The sequence below is a fragment of the Aquirhabdus parva genome (genome assembly GCF_003351745.1).
GTDB lineage: Bacteria > Pseudomonadota > Gammaproteobacteria > Pseudomonadales > Moraxellaceae > Aquirhabdus > Aquirhabdus parva.
In genome coordinates this window covers 177,986-199,284 of record NZ_CP031222.1, presented here as the reverse complement: position 1 = coordinate 199,284, position 21,299 = coordinate 177,986, and the positions used below count along the sequence as shown (strand labels likewise).

General features: G+C 47.0%; 19 protein-coding genes. 13 read left to right on the top strand and 6 right to left on the bottom strand.

Going from position 1 to position 21,299, the window contains the following annotated elements; genetic code table 11:
• The first annotated feature begins 125 nt into the window (after positions 1–125).
• Entirely contained in the window at positions 126–1,238 is a 1,113-nt protein-coding gene (locus tag HYN46_RS00935) for a hypothetical protein (RefSeq protein WP_114897695.1), read from the top strand.
• A 12-nt stretch (positions 1,239–1,250) separates the two neighbouring features.
• Here HYN46_RS00935 and HYN46_RS00930 read toward each other — a convergent pair whose 3' ends face one another.
• Positions 1,251–2,480, bottom strand: coding sequence for an MFS transporter (locus HYN46_RS00930; RefSeq protein ID WP_114897694.1), 1,230 nt, complete (start codon positions 2,478–2,480; stop codon positions 1,251–1,253).
• A 317-nt stretch (positions 2,481–2,797) separates the two neighbouring features.
• On the opposite strand from HYN46_RS00930, the gene hisIE reads away from it, so the two are divergent.
• The 12 genes from hisIE (at position 2,798) to HYN46_RS00870 (ending at position 16,733) form a co-directional block, all read left to right on the top strand.
• Entirely contained in the window at positions 2,798–3,595 is a 798-nt protein-coding gene (gene hisIE, locus HYN46_RS00925) for a bifunctional phosphoribosyl-AMP cyclohydrolase/phosphoribosyl-ATP diphosphatase HisIE (protein ID WP_114897693.1), read from the top strand.
• A 107-nt stretch (positions 3,596–3,702) separates the two neighbouring features.
• Complete coding sequence (tatA, locus tag HYN46_RS00920; RefSeq protein WP_114897692.1) at positions 3,703–3,921, top strand: Sec-independent protein translocase subunit TatA; 219 nt, start codon at positions 3,703–3,705, stop codon at positions 3,919–3,921.
• Between the two features lie 71 nt (positions 3,922–3,992).
• On the top strand, positions 3,993–4,463 hold the full coding sequence (gene tatB / locus HYN46_RS00915) for a Sec-independent protein translocase protein TatB (protein ID WP_114897691.1): 471 nt from the start codon (positions 3,993–3,995) through the stop codon (positions 4,461–4,463).
• Positions 4,456–5,217 (top strand): twin-arginine translocase subunit TatC, encoded by a 762-nt coding sequence (tatC, locus tag HYN46_RS00910; protein WP_114897690.1) that lies wholly within the window; start codon positions 4,456–4,458, stop codon positions 5,215–5,217. Before tatB ends, tatC begins: the two co-directional genes overlap by 8 nt.
• Before the next feature lie 33 nt (positions 5,218–5,250).
• Positions 5,251–6,807 carry a UvrD-helicase domain-containing protein gene (locus HYN46_RS00905; protein WP_114900501.1) on the top strand — a complete coding sequence of 519 codons (1,557 nt, stop codon included), beginning with the start codon at positions 5,251–5,253 and terminating at the stop codon, positions 6,805–6,807.
• Between the two features lie 506 nt (positions 6,808–7,313).
• Positions 7,314–9,083 carry a S53 family peptidase gene (locus tag HYN46_RS00900; protein WP_114897689.1) on the top strand — a complete coding sequence of 590 codons (1,770 nt, stop codon included), beginning with the start codon at positions 7,314–7,316 and terminating at the stop codon, positions 9,081–9,083.
• Between the two features lie 207 nt (positions 9,084–9,290).
• Complete coding sequence (locus HYN46_RS00895; RefSeq protein ID WP_114897688.1) at positions 9,291–10,217, top strand: tRNA dihydrouridine synthase; 927 nt, start codon at positions 9,291–9,293, stop codon at positions 10,215–10,217.
• A gap of 84 nt (positions 10,218–10,301) precedes the next feature.
• On the top strand, positions 10,302–11,174 hold the full coding sequence (locus HYN46_RS00890) for a sugar phosphate isomerase/epimerase family protein (RefSeq protein ID WP_114897687.1): 873 nt from the start codon (positions 10,302–10,304) through the stop codon (positions 11,172–11,174).
• A gap of 183 nt (positions 11,175–11,357) precedes the next feature.
• Complete coding sequence (locus tag HYN46_RS00885; protein ID WP_114897686.1) at positions 11,358–12,446, top strand: isopenicillin N synthase family dioxygenase; 1,089 nt, start codon at positions 11,358–11,360, stop codon at positions 12,444–12,446.
• An 89-nt stretch (positions 12,447–12,535) separates the two neighbouring features.
• Positions 12,536–13,534 (top strand): ABC transporter substrate-binding protein, encoded by a 999-nt coding sequence (locus HYN46_RS00880; protein ID WP_114897685.1) that lies wholly within the window; start codon positions 12,536–12,538, stop codon positions 13,532–13,534.
• Positions 13,535–13,820: 286 nt separating this feature from the next.
• Entirely contained in the window at positions 13,821–14,375 is a 555-nt protein-coding gene (locus tag HYN46_RS00875; RefSeq protein WP_114897684.1) for a fasciclin domain-containing protein, read from the top strand.
• Between the two features lie 210 nt (positions 14,376–14,585).
• Positions 14,586–16,733 carry a TonB-dependent receptor gene (locus HYN46_RS00870; RefSeq protein ID WP_228254850.1) on the top strand — a complete coding sequence of 716 codons (2,148 nt, stop codon included), beginning with the start codon at positions 14,586–14,588 and terminating at the stop codon, positions 16,731–16,733.
• Positions 16,734–16,802: 69 nt separating this feature from the next.
• Here HYN46_RS00870 and HYN46_RS00865 read toward each other — a convergent pair whose 3' ends face one another.
• From HYN46_RS00865 to HYN46_RS00845, 5 genes are all read right to left on the bottom strand, one after another.
• Complete coding sequence (locus HYN46_RS00865; RefSeq protein WP_114897683.1) at positions 16,803–17,507, bottom strand: YoaK family protein; 705 nt, start codon at positions 17,505–17,507, stop codon at positions 16,803–16,805.
• Between the two features lie 106 nt (positions 17,508–17,613).
• Positions 17,614–18,375: an anti-sigma factor gene (locus tag HYN46_RS00860; protein ID WP_162818048.1), complete on the bottom strand. Its 762-nt coding sequence runs from the start codon at positions 18,373–18,375 to the stop codon at positions 17,614–17,616.
• A 2-nt stretch (positions 18,376–18,377) separates the two neighbouring features.
• On the bottom strand, positions 18,378–18,929 hold the full coding sequence (locus tag HYN46_RS00855) for a sigma-70 family RNA polymerase sigma factor (protein WP_114897681.1): 552 nt from the start codon (positions 18,927–18,929) through the stop codon (positions 18,378–18,380).
• Positions 18,926–20,128, bottom strand: a complete 1,203-nt coding sequence (locus HYN46_RS00850) for a HupE/UreJ family protein (protein ID WP_114897680.1) — start codon at positions 20,126–20,128, stop codon at positions 18,926–18,928. Before HYN46_RS00850 ends, HYN46_RS00855 begins: the two co-directional genes overlap by 4 nt.
• A gap of 2 nt (positions 20,129–20,130) precedes the next feature.
• Positions 20,131–21,291 (bottom strand): tetratricopeptide repeat protein, encoded by a 1,161-nt coding sequence (locus tag HYN46_RS00845; protein WP_114897679.1) that lies wholly within the window; start codon positions 21,289–21,291, stop codon positions 20,131–20,133.
• Positions 21,292–21,299 lie beyond the last annotated feature (8 nt).

The window sequence follows — 21,299 nt, the reverse complement described above, 5'->3', positions numbered from 1 at the left end:
GGAATCTGATTAACATGCCGCGGCGACGCGGCATTTGCAAGCAGATTCTGCTTCATGGTTGCTCCATAATTTTGTTGCACCGTTTTATGCATGACTAATACGGACAGGACGTCGTAGCGACCATCATGCCAACCCTGATCATGCGCAAATTACAACAATACCTTGCACAAGCGATCTTAACGACGATGCTCATTCCTTTGAGTCAATCAGCATGGTCAAAAATGACCGTCATGCCAGATGCAGAGATGTCAGAAGCCACTGGACAGTCACTACTCAACCTGACATATGTCGCCCCTGGAGCAAGCGGCAATAACAATATGGTCGATGGCAGCACCACTGCCAATGTTGGCTTCTACCGGGTGGGTTTACAAGCAACGACCTCGATTAATACCAATATCCAATCCCTGCAATTAGGCTGCGGTGGGGTTAATGGCCCGGGGTGCGACATCAATCTATCCAATGTCAGCTTAACTGGGCTCAATCCAGGATCAGACGGCAGTTATGCCAGTTCTGACGCAACCATCACCAACCCGTATCTTGAATTTGCGATTAAGAATCCAACCAGTTTATCGACCCGAGAAGTAGAGGGATTTCGAATCGGTGCAGCGAGTATCTTAGGTAGACTCTCGATCGGAACGAATGATGACACCACAACGACAGCCGATGACACGGGTATTTCAAGCCTGAGTGGTAATCTCACAGTCAACATCATTAATGGCAAACTCAATAATATTAAAATTGGTGGCGGACTCTTGACCACGACGGCAACCATCGCCAACTATTCCTCCACCCAGTCGCTCACTCGTGCCTCAACGATCACCTTAAATGGTATTAGCGCAACAACGGGATCTCTCAAACTGGGGGGAATCTTGCCGACAATCTCTAATCTCACACTGAGCAATATTACCTTGGACAGTGAGCCCCTATCCTCCGTCCATAATCTAGCGCTCACGAATGCCGACGGTACGGCAACCTCTGACGTCTATTTATCCCTACAGAAAACCGCGTTGAAATGGCAAACGATCAGTACGGGTGCATTTGATGCTCCAGCTGCGCAAACAGGCTGGTGGTTGTCCCTGCCATCGATCACGATCAATAACCTGAACAGCAATAATGAAATTGATATTCCTCTGCTCACTGCGCTGACGGGTGTATTTGGAACGCAGGTTATTCTCCCCGCGTTTGACCTTGCCCAAACACCCATTCAAAACTGTTACGGGACTCTAAAATTTTGCTAAAGCCCTTACTGCCTAGCTCGACTTTGTCAAATCCACATCTTTAGCTTCATATCCAAACCAGGCCACAATGGCCAAAATAACTGCAGCAACCCCGATGGTCCATGACAGCGCCAGCGCAAAATTATTGCTATGGGATTCCGCGATACTCGCTTGAAAGGGCGCCATCTTCGATGTAGCCAAATTACCGAGTTGATATGCAAAACCGGGCAGAATGGCGCGGACAGCAGGGGGGGATAATTCATTCAAATGGGCAGGAACAACCCCCCAAGCCCCTTGAACCATGAGTTGCATGCAGAAAGCACCAAGAGCAAACATAACAGGGGTCGCCGCATAAGCCCAAAGGGGGATCATTGGTAGGACCAGAAGCGCGGCTAAGGCGATGGTCTTTCGTCGCCCTAAGCGAGAAGACAAAGAACCAAATAAAACACCGCCACACAGCGCACCAAGATTTAAAACAATCGCGATATTTGCCGTGATATCGGTGCCATAGCCATGTTGAACCTGTAAGAACGTGGGGTATAGATCTTGAGAACCGTGACTTAAAGCCGTGAAACACACCATGATCACCACCATAAACAACATCAGCGGAATATGCCCACGCACGGCACCCCACATCTCCCCGATGGTTTGTCGTTTCTGTTTTGCCCCTGCCAGCCACGCGGGAGACTCTTGCACTGAACGTCGAATAAAAAACACGAGCAGAGCAGGCAACGCACCGATGATAAACATCCCACGCCAGCCAACATGATCAAATGCAAATTTAAAAACCAATGCCGCCATTAAATAGCCAAGTACATAGCCTTCTTGCAGGAGACCAGAGAAAAAACCACGATTCGTTGCAGGCAGTGTTTCAAGAGCAAGCGCTGCGCCAATCCCCCACTCTCCGCCCATGGCGAGCCCAAACAAGGCACGGAAAGCGAGTAAAACAGCAAGACTCGGTGCAAATGCGGACGCCAATTCACAAATGGCAAAGCTCACCACATTAATCATCAGTATCGGTCGTCGGCCATAACGCTCGGCCAACCAACCAAATAATAATGCGCCCACTGGGCGCATGGCTAAAGTCAAAAAGATGCCTTCGGATACTGCTTTGACATCGGTATGAAAATCACCTGCGATCGACTTAATCGCAAAGACAAAAAGGAAAAAATCAAAAGCATCAAGCGACCAACCTGACAACGCAGCGATAAAGGCATGGAGTTGTGGTCCGGTCAACTCGGCAAACGGATTAGAGATTTTCATAGAAACGTCCCTGATGACTCACGGCAATTTTCTGATCAAACAACGAAGGGGGTAGATCACAGCAATTAAGCAAACTGTTAAAACAAACATCGACCTTGTTGATCGACATTTAAAATCTTGACCTATTGGAAAATATCACATCACTTTGCACAGAATCTAAGTTGATTACAAAACACGCGCTAAATTTATTGAGCAATCTAAAGTCGATTCTCGCACCATCTTTCGACAGGATTCATATGATTGAATCCCCACATTTTGCCCAACATCTTCTACAATAGATTCCCTATATTGCTATTTTTAAAAAACGAGCGAGCTGCATGAACCGCACATCCCAAGCATCTTGGCTAGATGACGTCAAATTTGATGCACACGGCCTGATCCCTGCCATAGCCCAAGACCGCGATACTGGTCAGATCTTGATGGTGGCATGGATGAATAAAGAATCTTTGCAACTAACTGCTGAGCGTAGACAAGGCGTGTATTTCTCACGCTCACGCCAAGCACTTTGGCATAAAGGGGAAAGCTCGGGTCATACGCAAGATGTGCATGAAATTCGTTTGGATTGTGATGGCGATGTGATTGTGCTTCAGATCACCCAGCAGGGCGGCATTGCATGCCACACTGGGCGCGAATCTTGCTTCTATCGTGTGCTGACCCCAGACGGCTGGCAAATTGTCGATGCGGTTAAGAAAGATCCGAAGGCGATTTATGGTGATGCCAATAGCCATGATCATAAACACGATCACGGTGCGACACCCACTATTGATGACGTTCCCAACTCGGAAACCATCGATGTGCTTGCGCAGCTCGGGCAAATTGTTCAAGCGCGTAAAGGCGCCGACCCGAACTCATCTTATGTTGCCAGCCTCTATCATAAAGGCTTGAATAAGATTTTAGAAAAAGTGGGTGAAGAAGCCTTTGAGACCGTTCTTGCCGCAAAAGATGCCAGCGAAACAGACACACAAGACCTTATTTATGAAACCGCGGACCTCTGGTTTCATGCTATCGTCATGCTGGGGCAGTTTAATGTCCCTCCTCAAGCCGTATTGGATGAGTTGGCAAGACGTTTCAATCTTTCTGGGCTGGCTGAAAAAGCCTCTCGCACAGAAGGCTAAACGGATGAGTACGGATTACCCATCTATTTTTGATTGATTATTTTATTGTTGACCCCTCTTTTTTTAGAGGGCTCAACCCTGTTAAAAAACATATAGAGGACATCGTCATGTTTGGTTTATCTCCCGCGCATTTGATTTTGATTTTGGTCGTTGTCATTCTGGTTTTCGGTACATCTAAACTGAAAAATATAGGTAAAGATCTGGGCGGCGCAGTCAAAGGCTTCAAAGAATCGATGAAAGATGAAGATGCGGCTAAATTGAATCAAGACCGTACCCTAGATGGCACTGCACAGCGCACCGAACAGCACGATAAAGACAAAGTCTAAACGGTGTCATTTCTTTAAGCAGCGCGGCACTGATACTGCACAACTTTAACGAGTTTTAAGAGAATCCTGACGTGTTAGATATAGGCTTTACTGAAATTTTACTGCTGGGCGCCGTCGCATTAATTGTGCTCGGACCTGAAAAACTCCCTCACGCTGCACGCATGGCTGGGGCATGGTATGGTCGTATTCGTCGCAGTATTGCGACGATTCAGGCGGAGATTGAGCAAGAGGTCAATCTGGCTGAAATGCGTAAACGCATGAACGACGAACTTGAGAAAATCCGCCAAGCCGAACAGTCGATTGGCAGTGAGATGAACAGTATTCATCAAAACATCCAAGGTGAAATGAGCAGCTTAGAACAATCCATCAAAGGAAATGCCGAAGCGACACCAACCCATTCCTTTGTGCAACGTGATTTTGTCGTCATTTCTCAATCCGAACGCGACGCATTGATTCCAGCAGCACCTTATCAGCACCGCAAAGCAATTCGTCCTCTACATGAGACGACACTCACCGAAGAATACAAAAACACCCATGACTGAAGCCTTACCCCCACCTGAATCAAACGATGATCACGCAGAGATGCCGATCACCGCACACCTGATTGAACTGCGTAAGCATCTCATTCGAATTTTCAGCTGTGTCGGATTGATTTTCTTCTCATTGGCGTATTTTGCACGTGACTTGTACGAAATGCTGTCGGTGCCATTGCGCGCACAGCTTCCACATAATGCGACCATGATTGCGACTGATATTACCTCGACCTTCATGGCACCGTTTAAGCTGACGTTCTTTGTCGCGATTATGATTGGTATGCCCTATATCCTGCATCAGATTTGGCAGTTTATTGCGCCAGCCCTGTATAAGCACGAGCGTAAGATCGCGATCCCCATGCTGACTTCCAGTATTCTTCTGTTTTATGTCGGTGTGGCATTTGCTTACTTTATTACGTTGCCCTCAATCCTGACATTCTTTATTCATATTGCACCGCATAGCGTGGTGCCAATGACGGATATCAATCTCTATTTAAACTTTTGTTTAAAGTTATTCCTAGTCTTTGGTTTAACCTTCGAGATTCCGATTGCGACCCTCTTACTGGTTCTGGCTGGAATTGTGACTGTGGATTCATTGGTCGCAAAACGACGCTATATCATCGTGGGTTGCTTTGCGATTGCCATGTTTGTGACTCCACCGGATGCGATCAGTATGGCGATGCTGGCGATCCCGATGTGGTTATTATTTGAATTAGGATTGGTCTTTGCGCGTATACTTGAAAGACGTCGTGCGAGTACCTGATCTGAAGTGAACAACTCTGTAAACCCGAACACCATCCATACCACACAAAAAACTGGTCAAAAGGCAGCGCTTGCGACGCCTGAGCAATCCACAGCGATTGAGCAGGCCAAGAGCGGACAGTCTTTTAAAATTATTGCTTATGCCGGCAGTGGTAAAACCACGACTTTGCAACTGATCAGCCAAGCGATTCCACAAAAAAAGGGGATCTACTTAGCCTTTAATAAAGCCATTGCCGATCACGCCAAAACGCGTTTTCACGCCAACGTGGATTGCCGCACCTTCCACTCCATGGCATTTCGTCACGTCAATCGTGCCATCACGGATAAGCTACGGCTGCCGAGGTTAAGTCCATCCCGTTTAGCAGAAGAATATCGACTAGAGCCGATGAAAATTCGGCGCATGCTGGGTAATCGTTTTGAATACTTTACGCTGACTCCCAGTCGTCTCGGCAGTTTTATCAGCAATGCAGTCAGCCGCTTCTGCGCAACCAATGCCCAGCATCCTGCTCCACGTCATATTGAACTGCCCGAATGGCTTCACCCCGATGATGTCGAAAGTCTGCGTTTGTATCTATTTCCCCATGTTGAAAAACGCTGGCGAGATTCGATCGATCCTCGCCATCAAGCTGGAATCGGACATGACATTTATCTCAAATGCTGGGCACTGTCTGATCCGATCATCCCTGTGGATTATATTCTGTTTGATGAAGCACAGGATTCTGACCCCTTAATGCTGGGTGTGCTGATGAAACAAAAGCGCGCGCAGGTGATTTATGTTGGCGATGCGCATCAGCAAATTTACGCTTGGCGCGGTGCGGTCAATGCCATGCAGCAGTTGCCTCTGACTGCGACTCGACTCACCCGCTCATTTCGCTTTGGTGATGCTGTTGCCGATGTCGCTAATGTTTTTTTACGTGAGCTCAAAGAGCAAGTCCCGCTGGAAGGCGAGCCCTCCAAGCAATCCAAGATTGATTTATCTCCGCGCATGAGCGTCAAAAATGCCATCTTGTGCCGTACCAATGCCCGAGCCATGTCGTTATTGCTTTCAGGCCTCGTCAATGGGGATAAAGTTGCGCTGCAAGCAGACAGTGAACGCTTATTGAAATTTGTCGATGCCGCCGCGTCACTTAAGGCGGGGCGACGTGTCTTTGACGCACCTGAACTCGCATGGTTTTCAAGCTGGCAGGACGTACATGAATACTGTGAAACCAATGATGGCAGTGACATCAAATCCTTGGTGAAACTGGTTGATGATCATGGCACCGACCCCCTGAAAAAAGCCTTACTCAAAATCACCCCGATCGCCACGGCAGACTACGTGATTTCTACTGCGCATAAAGCGAAGGGATTGGAGTGGCACAACGTCCAGCTTGAAGATGACTACAGCTATAAAATCAATAAAAACGAAGCCCAGATTGCCGATGAAGAGCTACGCTTGCTTTATGTGGCGGCTACGCGTGCGCAGACCAATTTAAATGTGCATCATGTTTTGCCATTGATTGGCGCGCTTAGGATTAAGCAGAATAAAGAAGGCACTGCACCCAAGATGCAGGCAGGGATGACACCCTCTTATCGCGCAAATGAAGATTAAAAGAGTGCTCTAGATTTAAAAATCCGTTCAAAATGTGACCAAGTCATCATTTAAGAATAATATTATTTATTATTTCAGACAAAATAACATTTAAAACAGACAAATATTTAAATGTAAATTGATAATATGATTTTTAATATATATTTACAAAACCCCATAACCAGACCCATATGTTGACAAAAAAGTTAAATTAACTTTTGATATCACAAACACTGAATTCGTTATCCAAGATTGATAACACATAATACGAAAATAAAATTTAATTATTAAAAATCAAATAAATATAAAATAACAACTTTAAAATTAGCTCAATATCGTTTTTAAATATAATTATTTAACTTATGAATTCATACGATAATTAAAAAATAAATCCTTCTATTTATAATGAACAATAATACTTTATTTTTGGATAAATAATCCTATACTCAAATTGTCTTCATTACCAACAAACAGACCAATCAGTAAAAAGACAAATCGCATCATACCTTCATTATCCGGAGTTTTATATGCAACAATCTATCGCTAAGCGCTTTACCCAAGCGCGTCGTTTGACTGTATTATCCGCCGCTATCTCTGTAGCGCTTGCCACATCGTTGACCGCACAAGGTGCCGAAGCTTGGGTGTCTACCAAAACTAAAGCCTTTAATCCCGCTGCAGTGAAAGCAACTACCTCTGGATTAAGTGCGCCATCAGCGTCAGTACTGGCCAATGCAACTGAGCTCTCCAGTAACGAGCCTGTCGAAATCACTGTCGGACTCAAGCTCCGCAACGAAGCACAGCTCGATAAACAGCTTCAATTTTTCCTATCGGGTGCTACGCGTCAATATTTAACTCCCGCTCAATTTACAGAGCAATACGGTCCAACTCAAAAACAAGTTGATACCGTTGTTAAACATTTGACTCAAGCTGGCTATAGCAACATTAATGTTGCTCCAAACCGCTTATTCATTACAGCGACAGGAACCACTGCGACTGCTAAAAAAGCATTTAATACCACGCTGAAACAATTCCAAAAGGACGGTAGTACTGTCTTTGCCAACACAACCGATGCTCAGGTTCCTCAATCATTGAGTGGCATCGTAGATACGGTTCTCGGTCTACAAACAGCGGCAGTTGCACGCACCTATCACCATGAGGTTCCATTAAGTACTGGAAAAACAGCTTCTGACGCTCGTACTTCCGCTACACCTGCAAAAGTGGGTCATAACCCTCTCGACTTCTCAAGATTATACGGTGCAGGAACCACACCAACAGCATCCAATACGGCTGTAGGTATCGTAACTTGGGGTAGTCAAACCCTCACAGTCAAAGATCTTAATACTTATACGACAGCAAACAATCTGAGCCCTGTATCAACATCCATTATCAATATTGGCTCGGGATCTCACTCCAAATCAAATGCGGAATGGCAACTGGATAGCCAGTCAATCGTAGGTGCCGCAGGAGGCGCAGTAAAACAAATTATTTTCTATAATGCCCCAGATCGGAACACCAATGCTTCCATCGTGAACGCTTTTAATCGTGCGGTGACTGACAACGTTGTCAAAGTGATCAATGCATCTTTTGGTCAATATGAAGGCACCGATGACAGCATCGATGCAACCAATACCGTGTTTAAACAAGCTATTGCGCAAGGGCAAACCGTTTCGGTTTCCAGCGGCGATGAAGGCGTATATGAAAAAACAGGTGGCGTACCTAATGGTGCAAACTACACTGTATCAACACCAGCCAGTTCGCCGTACGCGATTGCCGTAGGCGGAACGGGACTCTATACCGATGGCACCGCTTATAGCAGCGAAACCGTCTGGAATGAAGGTCTGTCTGGAACACGAATCTGGGCAACAGGGGGTGGCTATAGTACCTTGCAAGCGGCACCCACATGGCAAACCACAGCGATCACAGGATCAACAAAACGTGCACTACCTGACATTGCCTTCGATGCCGACGGAAACAGCGGTGCTCAAATCTATTACAACGGTAAACTTGTTCAATATGGTGGCACAAGCTTAGCCTCACCTATTTTTGTCGGGATCTGGGCACGCTTGCAGTCAGCCAATAACAATACACTTGGTTTCCCAGCGGCCAGTATCTACAAATACTTCTCAACCAATACCGATACAACATTGGTTCACGACATCACCTCGGGCAATAACGGATACGGCAGTAACCCAGGCTATGTCGCTAAGGCAGGATGGGATGCTTCCACAGGCTTTGGTAGCTTTGACATTTCCAAGCTAAACGCCTTTATCAAAGCCAACCCTGACTTCTCTAAATAAGTCGGTTCACCATGTCAAAAAATCACCGCATATCTGCGGTGATTTTTTTGACATCAAATCTCTCGTTTTAGTTCCAATAATCTTTTCTATATAGATAACCTCACTGCTATAGACCACTTTTCCAATCAGGCTCAAGGTTTTGTTTACCTATTACTCAAAATCCGCTATAAAGACCTCCCGAATCGCACCTGACCACATTTTCCCCGCATGAAACTCATCCTCGCCCCCATGGAAGGTCTCACTGACCCACCCATGCGTCGTCTACTCACCGAAGTCGGTTCTTACGACTGGTGCGTAACTGAGTTTATTCGCGTGACCGATCAGCTTCTGCCAGCCCATGTGATTCACAGCTACTGCCCAGAATTGCACAATGCCTGCAAAACTGACAGCGGCACGCCCGTGCATATCCAGTTTTTAGGTAATGATCCGATCGCTTTGGCCGACAACGCTGCGTTTGCAGCGGAACTTGGTGCGCCTGCGATTGATCTGAATTTTGGGTGTCCTGCAAAAACCGTCAATCGCCATCGTGGCGGTGCCGTGCTTCTAGATGAGCCAGAGGTGATTTACCAGATTATCAGTGCTGTTCGCCAAGCCGTACCTGCTCATATCCCGGTCTCCGCAAAAATGCGCCTTGGCTATCTTGACGATAGCCGGACACTGGATAATGCCCGCGCGATAGAGGCAGCGGGAGCCGCGTGGCTGACTATTCACGCCCGTACCAAAACAGATGGCTATAAGCCGCCAGCCTACTGGGAAAAGCTACCTGCGGTACGCGAAGCCGTCAAAATGTCCCTGATCGCCAATGGTGAAATCTGGACTGTAGATGACGCCGTACGATGTCAACAGGTATCAGGATGTGTAGATCTGATGCTGGGCCGCGGCGCAGTCACCCGTCCAGATCTGGTGAATCGCATTCGTGGTCAAGCTGAGATTGACTGGGCGACATTGCTGCAGTTGCAACTCGATTTCTTGGACAGTCCAACCAAAACCGATGCCGGACTGGTCGGACGCTATAAGCAATGGCTAGGAATGCTCACACAAGGTTATAGTGAAGCCGAACTGTTGTGGGCTAAACTTAAAAAAGCAAAGCAACTCAGTGAACTACGGGCAGAAATTCAAACTGCTTTAGCTTAAATCACACCGCTATTTTCCGCCTCTAAAAATCCGTGGTACAGAACTTGCTGGATGAAGACTCCTTCCACCGTGTGAGTTTTTTTTATGAAATTACAATTGTACAAAACCTTCTGGGGTTTTCACGGGCCGTTATCCGAAGCCTTTAGCGCGGTCCGTGAAGCACAGTTCGATGGCATTGAAGCCCCGATTCCGCATGACCCAGCCAAACGTGAACGCTTTGCAATTGAAGTGACCGAGTCAGGTTTAGGGCTGATCGCCGAGATCTGTACAGCAGGCAGTTATGTGCCTGAGCGCAGCGCAACAATTGCCGATCACCTTGCTGATCTTGAAGCAAAAATCATTAATGGCAAAGACCTGAAACCGCGCTTTTTTAATGTGATGGCAGGTTGTGACGCATGGTCATTGGATCAGCAAATTGATTTCTTTTCGCGTGCCGTTGATATCGCAGATCAACATGATGTGATCTGCAGTTTTGAGACACATCGCGGACGTTCATTTTTCAATCCATGGGTGACGCGTGATGTCGTACGTAAAGTTCCGGCTCTGAAATTAACTTGTGATTTTAGTCATTGGGTCGTGGTCTCGGAAAGACTCATGGACAGTGAGTGGGATACGATCGCTGAGCTCGCACCCCATGGTCATCATGTTCATGGTCGGATCGGTTATCCGCAAGGTCCACAAGTGCCTCATCCGGCAGATCCCGCTTATGCCGATTGTCTAGCATCGCACCAGCGCTGCTGGGAAGCGGTATGGGATGCACAGCGCGCGCAAGGCTATCAAATCAGTACCATGACCCCAGAATGTGGCCCAGATGGCTATACCCATCAAATCCCTTTCACTGGTGAGCAAGTGGCTGACATTTGGCAGATGAATCGCTGGATTGGAGACACCGAAAGAGTGCATTTCTCGCACCATGACAGTGCTTTTTTACAGCGTGCTGAATCTAGCATTGCTTAAATTTTGTCACAGCATTGATTCGCATTCATTTTTAAAAAATGGCATGTCCTTTGCTTTTATGAACATTAATGATTTGTTTTTAGCGCGGATGACGCGTTATTGATAACCCACCGTTTGGGACGACCCAAACATCATGGTGCTTACTTTTTCTGGACGACCAGATTCAGTCTGAGTGTTTACGCCATGTACCATGCACCAGCAACACATTCGCAAACGACCTTAACAACCGCGCCACCGACATCGCATCATTTCGATCAACTACCGATTATTGATATTTCAGGGTTATACAGTCCTGATCTTCCCATTCGCCTCCACACCGCAGAAGCTCTCGGTAAAGCCGCACGTGAAGTGGGTTTCTTCTATATCACTGGCCATGCCGTATCCAGATTAATGCGTAGCCACTTGATTGAGCAAACCCGAGATTTCTTTGATTTACCCTTAACTGAAAAAATGCGCTACTACATCGGCAATTCAGGGAACCTAGCGCATCGGGGTTATGTGCCGGAAGGGGAAGAAGTGTTTGCCACCGGCAAGCATGATCGTAAAGAAGCTTTTGATTTGGGCTTTGAACATTCAGTGGATGATCCTGATGTGATTGCAGGGACGCCGATGCATGGACTCAATGTCTGGCCAGAACAGACAGGATTTGAGGCAGCAATTCGCACCTATTACCAAGCCGTCTTTGCACTGGGTCAAACCCTTTTACACGGTTTTGCCCTCGCGCTCGGATTAGCCGAAGATGCGTTTGATGGTTTTATCCAGAACCCCACCTCCCAACTACGACTGATTCACTATCCTTTTGATGCAAGCGCCAGTGATAGCCCGGGCATCGGTGCGCATACAGACTATGAGTGCTTCACTATTTTGCTGCCCACGGCACCCGGACTAGAAGTCGTCAATGGCGAAGGCAAATGGATTGATGCACCCCCCATGGAAGATGCCTTTATTGTCAATATCGGTGATCTCATGGAAATCTGGAGTGGTGGCACGTTTGTCGCCACAGCTCATCGCGTGCGTAAGGTCAGCACGGAACGCTATTCATTTCCGCTCTTTTTTGGTTGTGACTATCACACCCGCGTGGAACCATTACCAGCCTTTGCCACAGCAGAAACGATTCAAAAATATCCTGCATTGAATGCTGGTGAGCATCTGTTTGCCCAGACCGCGCAAAGTTTTGGCTACCTCAAGGTCCGACTCAACAACGGTTCACTCAAACTCGGTCATCACGCACGACCACTAAACTCCTTTGGCCCATCTGAGCACAAGCTATAGGACAATTTTTTTTGATTCAGCAACAAAGCACGTAACACCACTGTAAACAACGATTCACTTTTTTAACTTTATATCCGCGGGGAAACATCATGACGACATCTAAGACTCAACGCTTCATCAAACGGACTGCACTTGCAACGCTCATCCTAAGCACAGCAGGGCTCATCACTTCGGTTGCCCAAGCGGCACCGCTTAAAATTGGCTATAGCGATTGGCCAGGCTTTGTTGCATGGCAGATCGCGATTGATAAAGGCTGGTTAAAAGAAGCCGGTGTTGATGCAAGCTTCCAATGGTTTGACTACTCTGCTTCACTGGATGCCTTTGCCGCAGGCAAACTCGATGCAGTCGGTGCAACCAATGGCGATATGCTGGTCACAGGAGCTGGCGGTACTAAAGGTGTCATGGTGCTGCTTACCGACTACTCCAGCGGCAATGATATGGTCATCGGCACACCCGCGATTAAATCCATCAAAGACTTAGCCGGCAAATCTGTCGGTGTCGAACGTGGACTCGTCGATCACCTACTGCTGGTCAATGCGCTCAAAAAAAATGGCGTAGCGGAATCCTCAGTCAAACTGGTCAATGGTAAAACCAATGAATTGCCGCAGGTCTTGGCCTCTGGCAGTGTCGCCGCAGTCGCTGTGTGGCAGCCCGTTGCGAACCAAACGCTTAAAGCGGTAGCCGGCTCACATCCGCTCTACACCTCAGCCGATGCACCGGGGTTGATCTATGACGGAATCACCGTAAACCCTGCCAGCCTTGCCGCCAAACGCGCGGACTGGATCAAAATGGGCAAAGTCTGGGATCGTGTCGTGAAGTACATCAATGACCCGAAAACACAACCGGATGCTGTGCGTATTATGTCTGGTCGTGTCGGCGTTGCACCTGCGACGTATCAACACTTCTTGAATGGCACACATTTACTGGATCTCACTGCCAATCAAAAAGCTATGCTCAAAGGCAAAGGCTTTGATTCAATCTATGGTTCAACCTATTTCGTCAATCAATTTAACGTCACAACAGGTGCCTATAAACAATTGCTCAATGCAGACAGTTTCATTGATCCGAATGTCGTGCATGGCAAATAAGACTGACCTAGACTGAAAAGCGCTATCAGCCAACAAAATAACCACAGAATCCTCAAGCGGTGACCTACCGCTTGAGGATTTATTTTTTATAGACAAATTAAAATTTTAGATCAAAATAATTTTCAACTGGAATGGCTAAAAACCACCATTATAAAAAATTATAAAAATTGCCCATCTTTTTTTGAATCCAAACGCATCTCAACTGCGTATATCTCTAGGTAACACCCACAATCAATATCTGACTTGATTGCACCTTACCTAATAATTTTGAGAAAGGATGAACCCCATGAATAAGTTATCTCTTGCCCTCGCTCTAACAGCATCTATGGCTCTGAGCAGTGTTGCTCTGGCTGATAGCACTGTACTGGTCGGCGGGCAAAGCATGCTGCCCAGCAAAGACATCGTGGACAACGCAGTCAACTCTGCGGATCACACAACTCTTGTTGCTGCGGTTCAAGCGGCAGGTCTGGTCGATACGCTGAAAAGTAAAGGGCCATTCACTGTATTTGCACCGACCAACGCGGCTTTTGCCAAACTACCTGCGGGCACGGTAGATACACTCTTGAAGCCTGAAAACAAAGCCACACTCACCAAAGTACTCACCTATCATGTCGTGCCTGGTAAATATGACTTTGCCGCATTGTCTAAACTGATTGCCAAAGAACAGGGCAAAGCGAAGCTCAAAACCGCTAGCGGCGGCACCTTGACCTTCAGCATGAACGGTGCACACAACATCCTCGTGTGGGATGAAAAAGGCGGTTATGCCAACATCACCACGTATGACGTCTATCAATCCAATGGTGTGATTGATGTGATCGATACTGTTTTGATGCCCCAGTAATATTTTTTGAGCAGATGATCCGATCAGGCTTCTCTTGTAGAGGCCTGTTTTTGGAGAAATCAGAAAAGATAGAGATCAAAGCCTTCAATGCATTACGTTATTCTTCGTATTGCACATAAACACCCGCATCCCAATAATAAGCACAAGATATTGTTTTATATATTAATTTAAAATAATGCTACATGCGGAAGATAAATTAGGGAAGAATTCATGATGTCACGATTCATCATCCAATCCAGACTCCGAAGCTGGCAAGCATTCCTGCCCTTTTGCTGTGCATTCCATGTGCATGCGGGTGGGCTCCCCCTAGATAGCAACCAAGTCGAAGAAACCTCTCTACCGACGATTACAGTGACTGCACCACTGACCTTCAATTTGCTGGGCGTTGCAAATACCGCATCTCAGGGCACTGTCACCCAAGCTCAACTCAAAAATCGCCCCTTGCTGAGACCCGCAGAGATTCTTGAAACCGTACCGGGCTTAATCGTGACTCAGCATAGTGGTGATGGGAAAGCGAATCAGTATTTTCTGCGTGGCTTTAATTTAGATCATGGTACTGATTTGGCGAGCTTTGTTGATGGTGTGTCTGTCAATATGCCGAGTCATGCCCACGGACAAGGCTATAGTGACCTTAACTTCCTCATTCCTGAACTGGTTAATTTTATTCAATACCGTAAAGGACCATACAATGCTGCCGATGGTGATTTTGCATCCGCAGGCAGTGTACGAATTGAGCAAATGCGCCAACTTAAAGAGAATTTCGTTGAACTTACGGGTGGATCTTTCGGCTATGAGCGGCTTCTAGCCGCGGGAACTACAGAATATCTGGGCGGGCAATTGCTCGGTGCTGTGGATGTCTCACATTCAAACGGTCCATGGGATGTCGCCGAAAATTCAGAAAAACAAAATGTCCAACTTCGTTATAGCCGCGGTACTTTGAATGATGGCTGGTCACTGGCATTCAGTCATTATCAATCCGACTGGGGGTCTACAGACCAAGTTGCACAGCGGGCGATTGATGATGGGCTCATAGGACGATATGGTTCGTTAAACCCCAGTGATGGCGGAGAAACCAAACGTACTGCGCTCACTTTTAATTGGGCAGATACCACGTTAACAGAGCAGCGAAAACTGGATCTCTTTGCATTGCACTACAAGCTTAATTTATTTTCAGATTTTACTTATTATCTAAACGATCCGATTCACGGTGATCAATTCGAACAACTCGATGAGCGCAACGTTTTTGGCGGGCGCTATGAACAAAGTTTCTTTAGCAACCTCCTCACTTACCCTATGCAAAACAAGTTTGGCATCTCTGCACGCCATGACGCCATCAGCAGTGACGGATTATTCCTCACAGAAAATCGCGTCCGCTATGCGACGATCAGCGATGATAAAGTCAATGAAACCACTGTCGCACTTTATGCAGAAAACACGCTGAACTGGACGCCTTATTTTCGCAGTACTTTCGGATTACGTACGGATTTTTATCATTTTGATGTTGATGCAAATATTGCGCAAAACAGCGGAAATCTCAATGCACATAAGACCAGCCCCAAAATTGGTTTTGTCTTTGGTCCTTTTGGAAAAACAGAATATTATCTGAACTATGGCTATGGATTTCACAGTAACGATGCACGGGGGACCACACTACGAATCAATCCCGATCCACGTGATGCGGGCTATCTATCCCCTGTCAATACAGTCTCCCCTCTTGTTCGCACTAAGGGCGGGGAACTGGGGCTACGGACGGAAATCCTGCCTCACCTTCACAGTACCATCGCCCTATGGCAATTGGATTCTGACTCAGAATTGGTCTTTGTCGGCGATGCGGGCACCACGGAAGCCAGTCGACCCAGCCGTCGTCGCGGGATCGAATGGACAAACTACTACCAACCCTCTAAAGCATGGCAAATCGATTTTGATGCGGCGTTCTCACAAGCCAAATTTACAGACGATGACCTTGTTGGAAATCATATCCCAGATGCCATTGGTACAACCTCCTCCATGGGTATCGCCTATACGCCAAATAGCCCTTGGTCAGTAGGCTTACGTCTACGCTATTTTGGACCTAGACCGCTTATCGAAGATAATAGCGTGCGCTCTACCGCATCGACACTGGTCAATGCACAAGCAGGGTATCAATTTTCCAAACATTTATCAGGCAAACTAGAGATTCTGAATCTGTTCAATCGTCAGGTGAATGATATCGAGTATCTCTACAACTCCTGCTTGCGAAGTGACTCTGCGACAGCCGAATGTAGTGCAAGCTCGACTAACCGTGAGGGCTTTTTAGATCGGCATATCCATCCCGCAGAATCACGCGCTGTGCGCGCAAGTTTAAGAGTGAGTTTCTAAGAGATTTTAGAAGCTAAAGCAGGTGCAGAAAAACCGTACACAGGATTCATTTTGCACGACTATGCATCCTCAAATCGGTTTTTCAGCGACCGGAAATGCGCGATTCCACCAGACGATCGCTAGTAATCCAATGGCGATGGCGACCGCTGAAAAACCCATAAGATGATAAAACAACGCACCGCTGATCGCGCCCAACGCAAACGCCAGCACTGCAGGCAGCATCTTTTTGATGCGCTTTTCCTCTGCACTATTATCGCCACGATGACGCACGAAATTAATAGTGTCGATCACCACTTGAGTCACGTTACCGGTCATGACGGTGGATGGCGCAAGATCATTAAAGACCAATCGGCCACTGGCATTCTGTATGCCCATCGCAATCACCCCCATCATTCCAGTGAGAATGCTCAGTAAGCTATCAGGATGGGATCGATCTGGCAGCATCAAGCCCATCACCATGAGTAACAGTAGAAAAAATGCTTGGGTCATCAAAAGGGGAGAAATTGCTGACCGCTGACGTCTCTCGCAGAAGTGTACGATCAGCATAGTGAGACCAATAGCCGCAATAAACGTTGGCAGCGCCAAAAACTTGGCGATCAAACCTCCGTGCTGACTCACGATCGACGCGCCGATCAGAACAAAGTTGCCGGTGACATGTGCCATAAACAAACCGGCAAAAGCAACAAAACCAATGGTATCGATATAACCTGCGATAAAACTCAGTAACACTGAAACCCTAAAACTAGGATTAATTATCACTTCTGAAGATGCCATACCAGCCTCAACACACCCAAGGGAGCGTCACCAAATTCAGATGAGAATATCTCAGTTTGATGACGTGCCATATGCCTTGTTTACATCATCTGCAAAATATAATGTCTTAACCGCGGATAATTTTACCCGTATAGAGCACAGCACCTGTCGGTTGCCCTGTAGGCGACCCATTCTTTGGCTCTAGACTGATTGCAAGTGTACTGTCCTTGACGACCAGATCTGCAGCAACCCTTGAGATGGTCGCTTGACCATTTTTGATATGCAGTACGCCCAGAGAACGCGGAGCGGTATTGCCTTGAATACTCCAGAGCTCTAGATCACGATCTGATGGAACGGTCTCTGTATTTAGAGCACTCAAGACGAGGGCCTGTCCTTGCTGGCGTACGACCCAAGCTGGGGTTTGTTTATCTGTACTGAGGACCGCTACATCACGGCTGACCTGCTGTGCCTGCGCTATTATTTCAGGGTTCTTCGGCATTATCCCTTCAGGACGAACCAGAATAAAGACCGCTAGGCCAGCCGCTATCGCTGAGCTCGCCCATGCCCAAGGTTTCCAATAGCCGTCATTCGCGGCTTCTCGCACTGGAGATTGCGTTGTGTCGGGCACGCTTACTGGTGCCGTCGCATTCAGACGCGATTCTATTTTTTTCCAAACTTCTGGGGAAACCTCTTGGGGTAGCAGAAGATCCGTTAGAGGATTCAAACGCCTCTCCCATGCGTGGGTTAAGGCTCGAAGTTCGGGTTCTTGCTGCAAACGGGCCTGAAAACGTAATCGCGCAGAGGCCGATAAGGTACCCAATACATATTGAGCGGCGATCAGGTTTAGAGGCGATTCTTCGCCATTTGGAACGTCATCATGTAGAGTCATAATTATACGGCTCCCATACATTTTTTTAAAAAATCTAAGCCACGACGAATCCATGTCTTCGCAGACCCTAGCGGAACAGTGAGATGAGTCGCAACTTCTTGATGCGTCATGCCATCAAAAAAAGCCAGAGATACGCAATGGCGTTGCTGTTCATCCAACTCGCCTAAGCAAACTGACAAGAGCGCATGGTGATCTTGATCCAATACATGGGTCAAGGGATCATCTTTTTCTGAAGCCAAAGCATCATCATCCAACAACGGTAGAGTCTCCACAGGCGCACGGCGGATTCGATCAATACATCGATTTCGAGTAATCGTCGATAGCCAAGTTCGTACCGATCCCCGTTCGGTATCGTACTGATCTGCTGCATGCCATAGTGTCAAAAAAACCTCCTGAAGCACTTCTTCAGCAATATCACGCTTACGAAGAAGCCGTAATGCCACTGCAAATAAGTGGGGCGATGTTTGATCATAAAGCTGACGAAATGCTTGACGATCACCTTGTCCGATTTGCAACAATAAAGTCCGTTCATCTGCGAGCTGTGCAAACATCATCCTGGTATCCAATTCAAGTCAAATATACGTTGTGTCATCCACAGGATCGCTAAAAAACAAGCAACCACAGATCCCCCTTTGAACATGATTTGACGATAGAACAGACTACGCCTTAAAGCCAGCGCAATCGGTAGGAATATCAAAATACAGGTAATCTGCCCAAGCTCTATACCCAGATTAAAAGAAAATAATGCTAAGACACGACTACCGGTTCCAATCGGTAAGTCAGATAGTGCACTGGCAAAACCAAAACCATGGATTAAACCAAAAATGAAGGCCAGACGAATATGACGGGTTCCAAACATGGGGAATAAATTATTCAATGCGGCCAACGCAATCGAAAAAGCAATCGTTGACTCGACTAGCCTTGAGGGCAGCGAAATCACGTTAAGGGCAGCCAAACTTAAAGTGATGGAGTGTGCCAGTGTAAATGCTGTGGCGATATATAAGGTGTGACGTACGGCGCTCATGGGTGCCGTCACGGGAACCCATTGATCATCCGTGTGTAAAGCTCGCCCAGTCAGTTGTGTGGACTGAATGCGCATATAAACTGCAGGTAGCAATAAGCACAGCAAAAACAACAAATGATCATAGCCTGTCAAAATATGATGGATACCTTCTTTGACATACGTTTGAAATGTCTCTTTCAAACTGCCATCTGGAGCAAGTAAAGAAACCTTACTGGGTGCAACCAACCAACTGCGACTCTTATCCACGTGCTGCGTATCGTTCATACTGATAATCAAACGATGTCCACTATCAATGTGTTCAAGGATTCGATAATTTAGTTGCGTTGGGGGCTTTGAGCCGCAATCCACACCCAAATACATCACCACATAAGCCATTCCGGCTATATGGTCCAATGCAATAGGCTCTCGCTGACTGGTCATCCGGCATGGTGTTTGATCAGCCTGCCACTGCATTTTTTGCGCGAGAAGTTGATCAATCGCCGCATTTTGAGCTTTTAGCGCACCCCAAGTAATCGATCGATTCTGCTCTTCTTTGATCGGAACAAGCAGTGCCAAATCACGCACAGCGAGGCGATATTCTGCGTCAACGCGAGCACTCTTTGCCGAATTGCTCATCGTTAAATACGCGGTACTGGACTGATGTGCATAGGTCGTCTCAGGCACTGTAAAGACAAAAAAAACCATGATGAGCAACAGACAATGGCGGCTTGATAAGAATAACTTTTTCATGATCAATGGCCCGCCTGCAATGCTTGTGCGACCACTTGGGTCAGTCTGGGGTACTCAAAACCCGTCTTTTTGATCCAGTCCTGAATGACTTGTAAATCAGCTCGGCTATGCGCGTATAACGCAGCATTCGCATACACACCGACATCGGCTGTCTCACGTTGCTTTTGCCAATTTGTACGCGCCAGTGCCAAGGATTTTTCAGGGGGACGTAACATCAGTGCGTACATCGCCTCTTCGCGTTGATGGGCGGTTTCGCCACGCTCATTCCAAACGCGAATGCGTTCACTGAGCAATTTGAAATGTGCGCTCGCCTGAGGATCTTTGAGCCGTACCTCACTCATCACTAAACGTAAAAGTAAGCTGTCATTCTCAGTATGAGAGGCAAGCAACCGCTGTGTTTTTTCCCATTCATGGTGCGCGATTAGCCAATCTGCACGGGCCATCAACGAGGGTGCAGTTTCAATGTCCAATTGTTCAAAGACAGATTTCGCAAGCACTGCATCATTCAAACGCAAAGCAATATCAGCCAACATCAGATTGATCCAGCGCTGTTGCTCTGTCGTGAGTCCATTATTCATTTGCTTTAATTTCAATAAAGTATCTCTGCTCTCTTGCAGTTTTCCGGTCATTGCATCGATTTGCGCAAAGCAGGCAAAACGTAAAACTAACAGCCCCATATCACGCAAATGATCACAGCTCCCTCGTGCCTCATCAAAATGCCCTTGAACCAGATCAATAGACGATAACATCAGCAAGGCATCAGGCTGGTTTGGGATGCTCTTCAAAATCGCCTGTAGCTCTGCCTTAGCATCATCAAAGCGGTGACTGGCTTGTAAAATGTTGGCCCGAAGGATGCGCACGCTAGGAGATGTCTCTTTGTTATACGGCTCTATGAGCGACTCTGCTTGGCCTAGCGCTCGTGGATCACCTTGTGCATACGACTGGGCTAAAAGCGTACGAATTTCAGGCTCAACACGCGTAAAAGGCTGTTGCACGCTAGAGATCAGGCGAGTCCGAGATTGAAAAGTGGGACTTCCCGCAGGCAAAGTATCAATAACCTCAGAATCCTGAGCAGGACGATAAACCTCAGCCCAGGTCTGCGTCATTGCAAAGGCAAGAAGGCTGATACTTAAAAACTTGGCCCAATCTAATCGTTGCCTCATATGCTGCC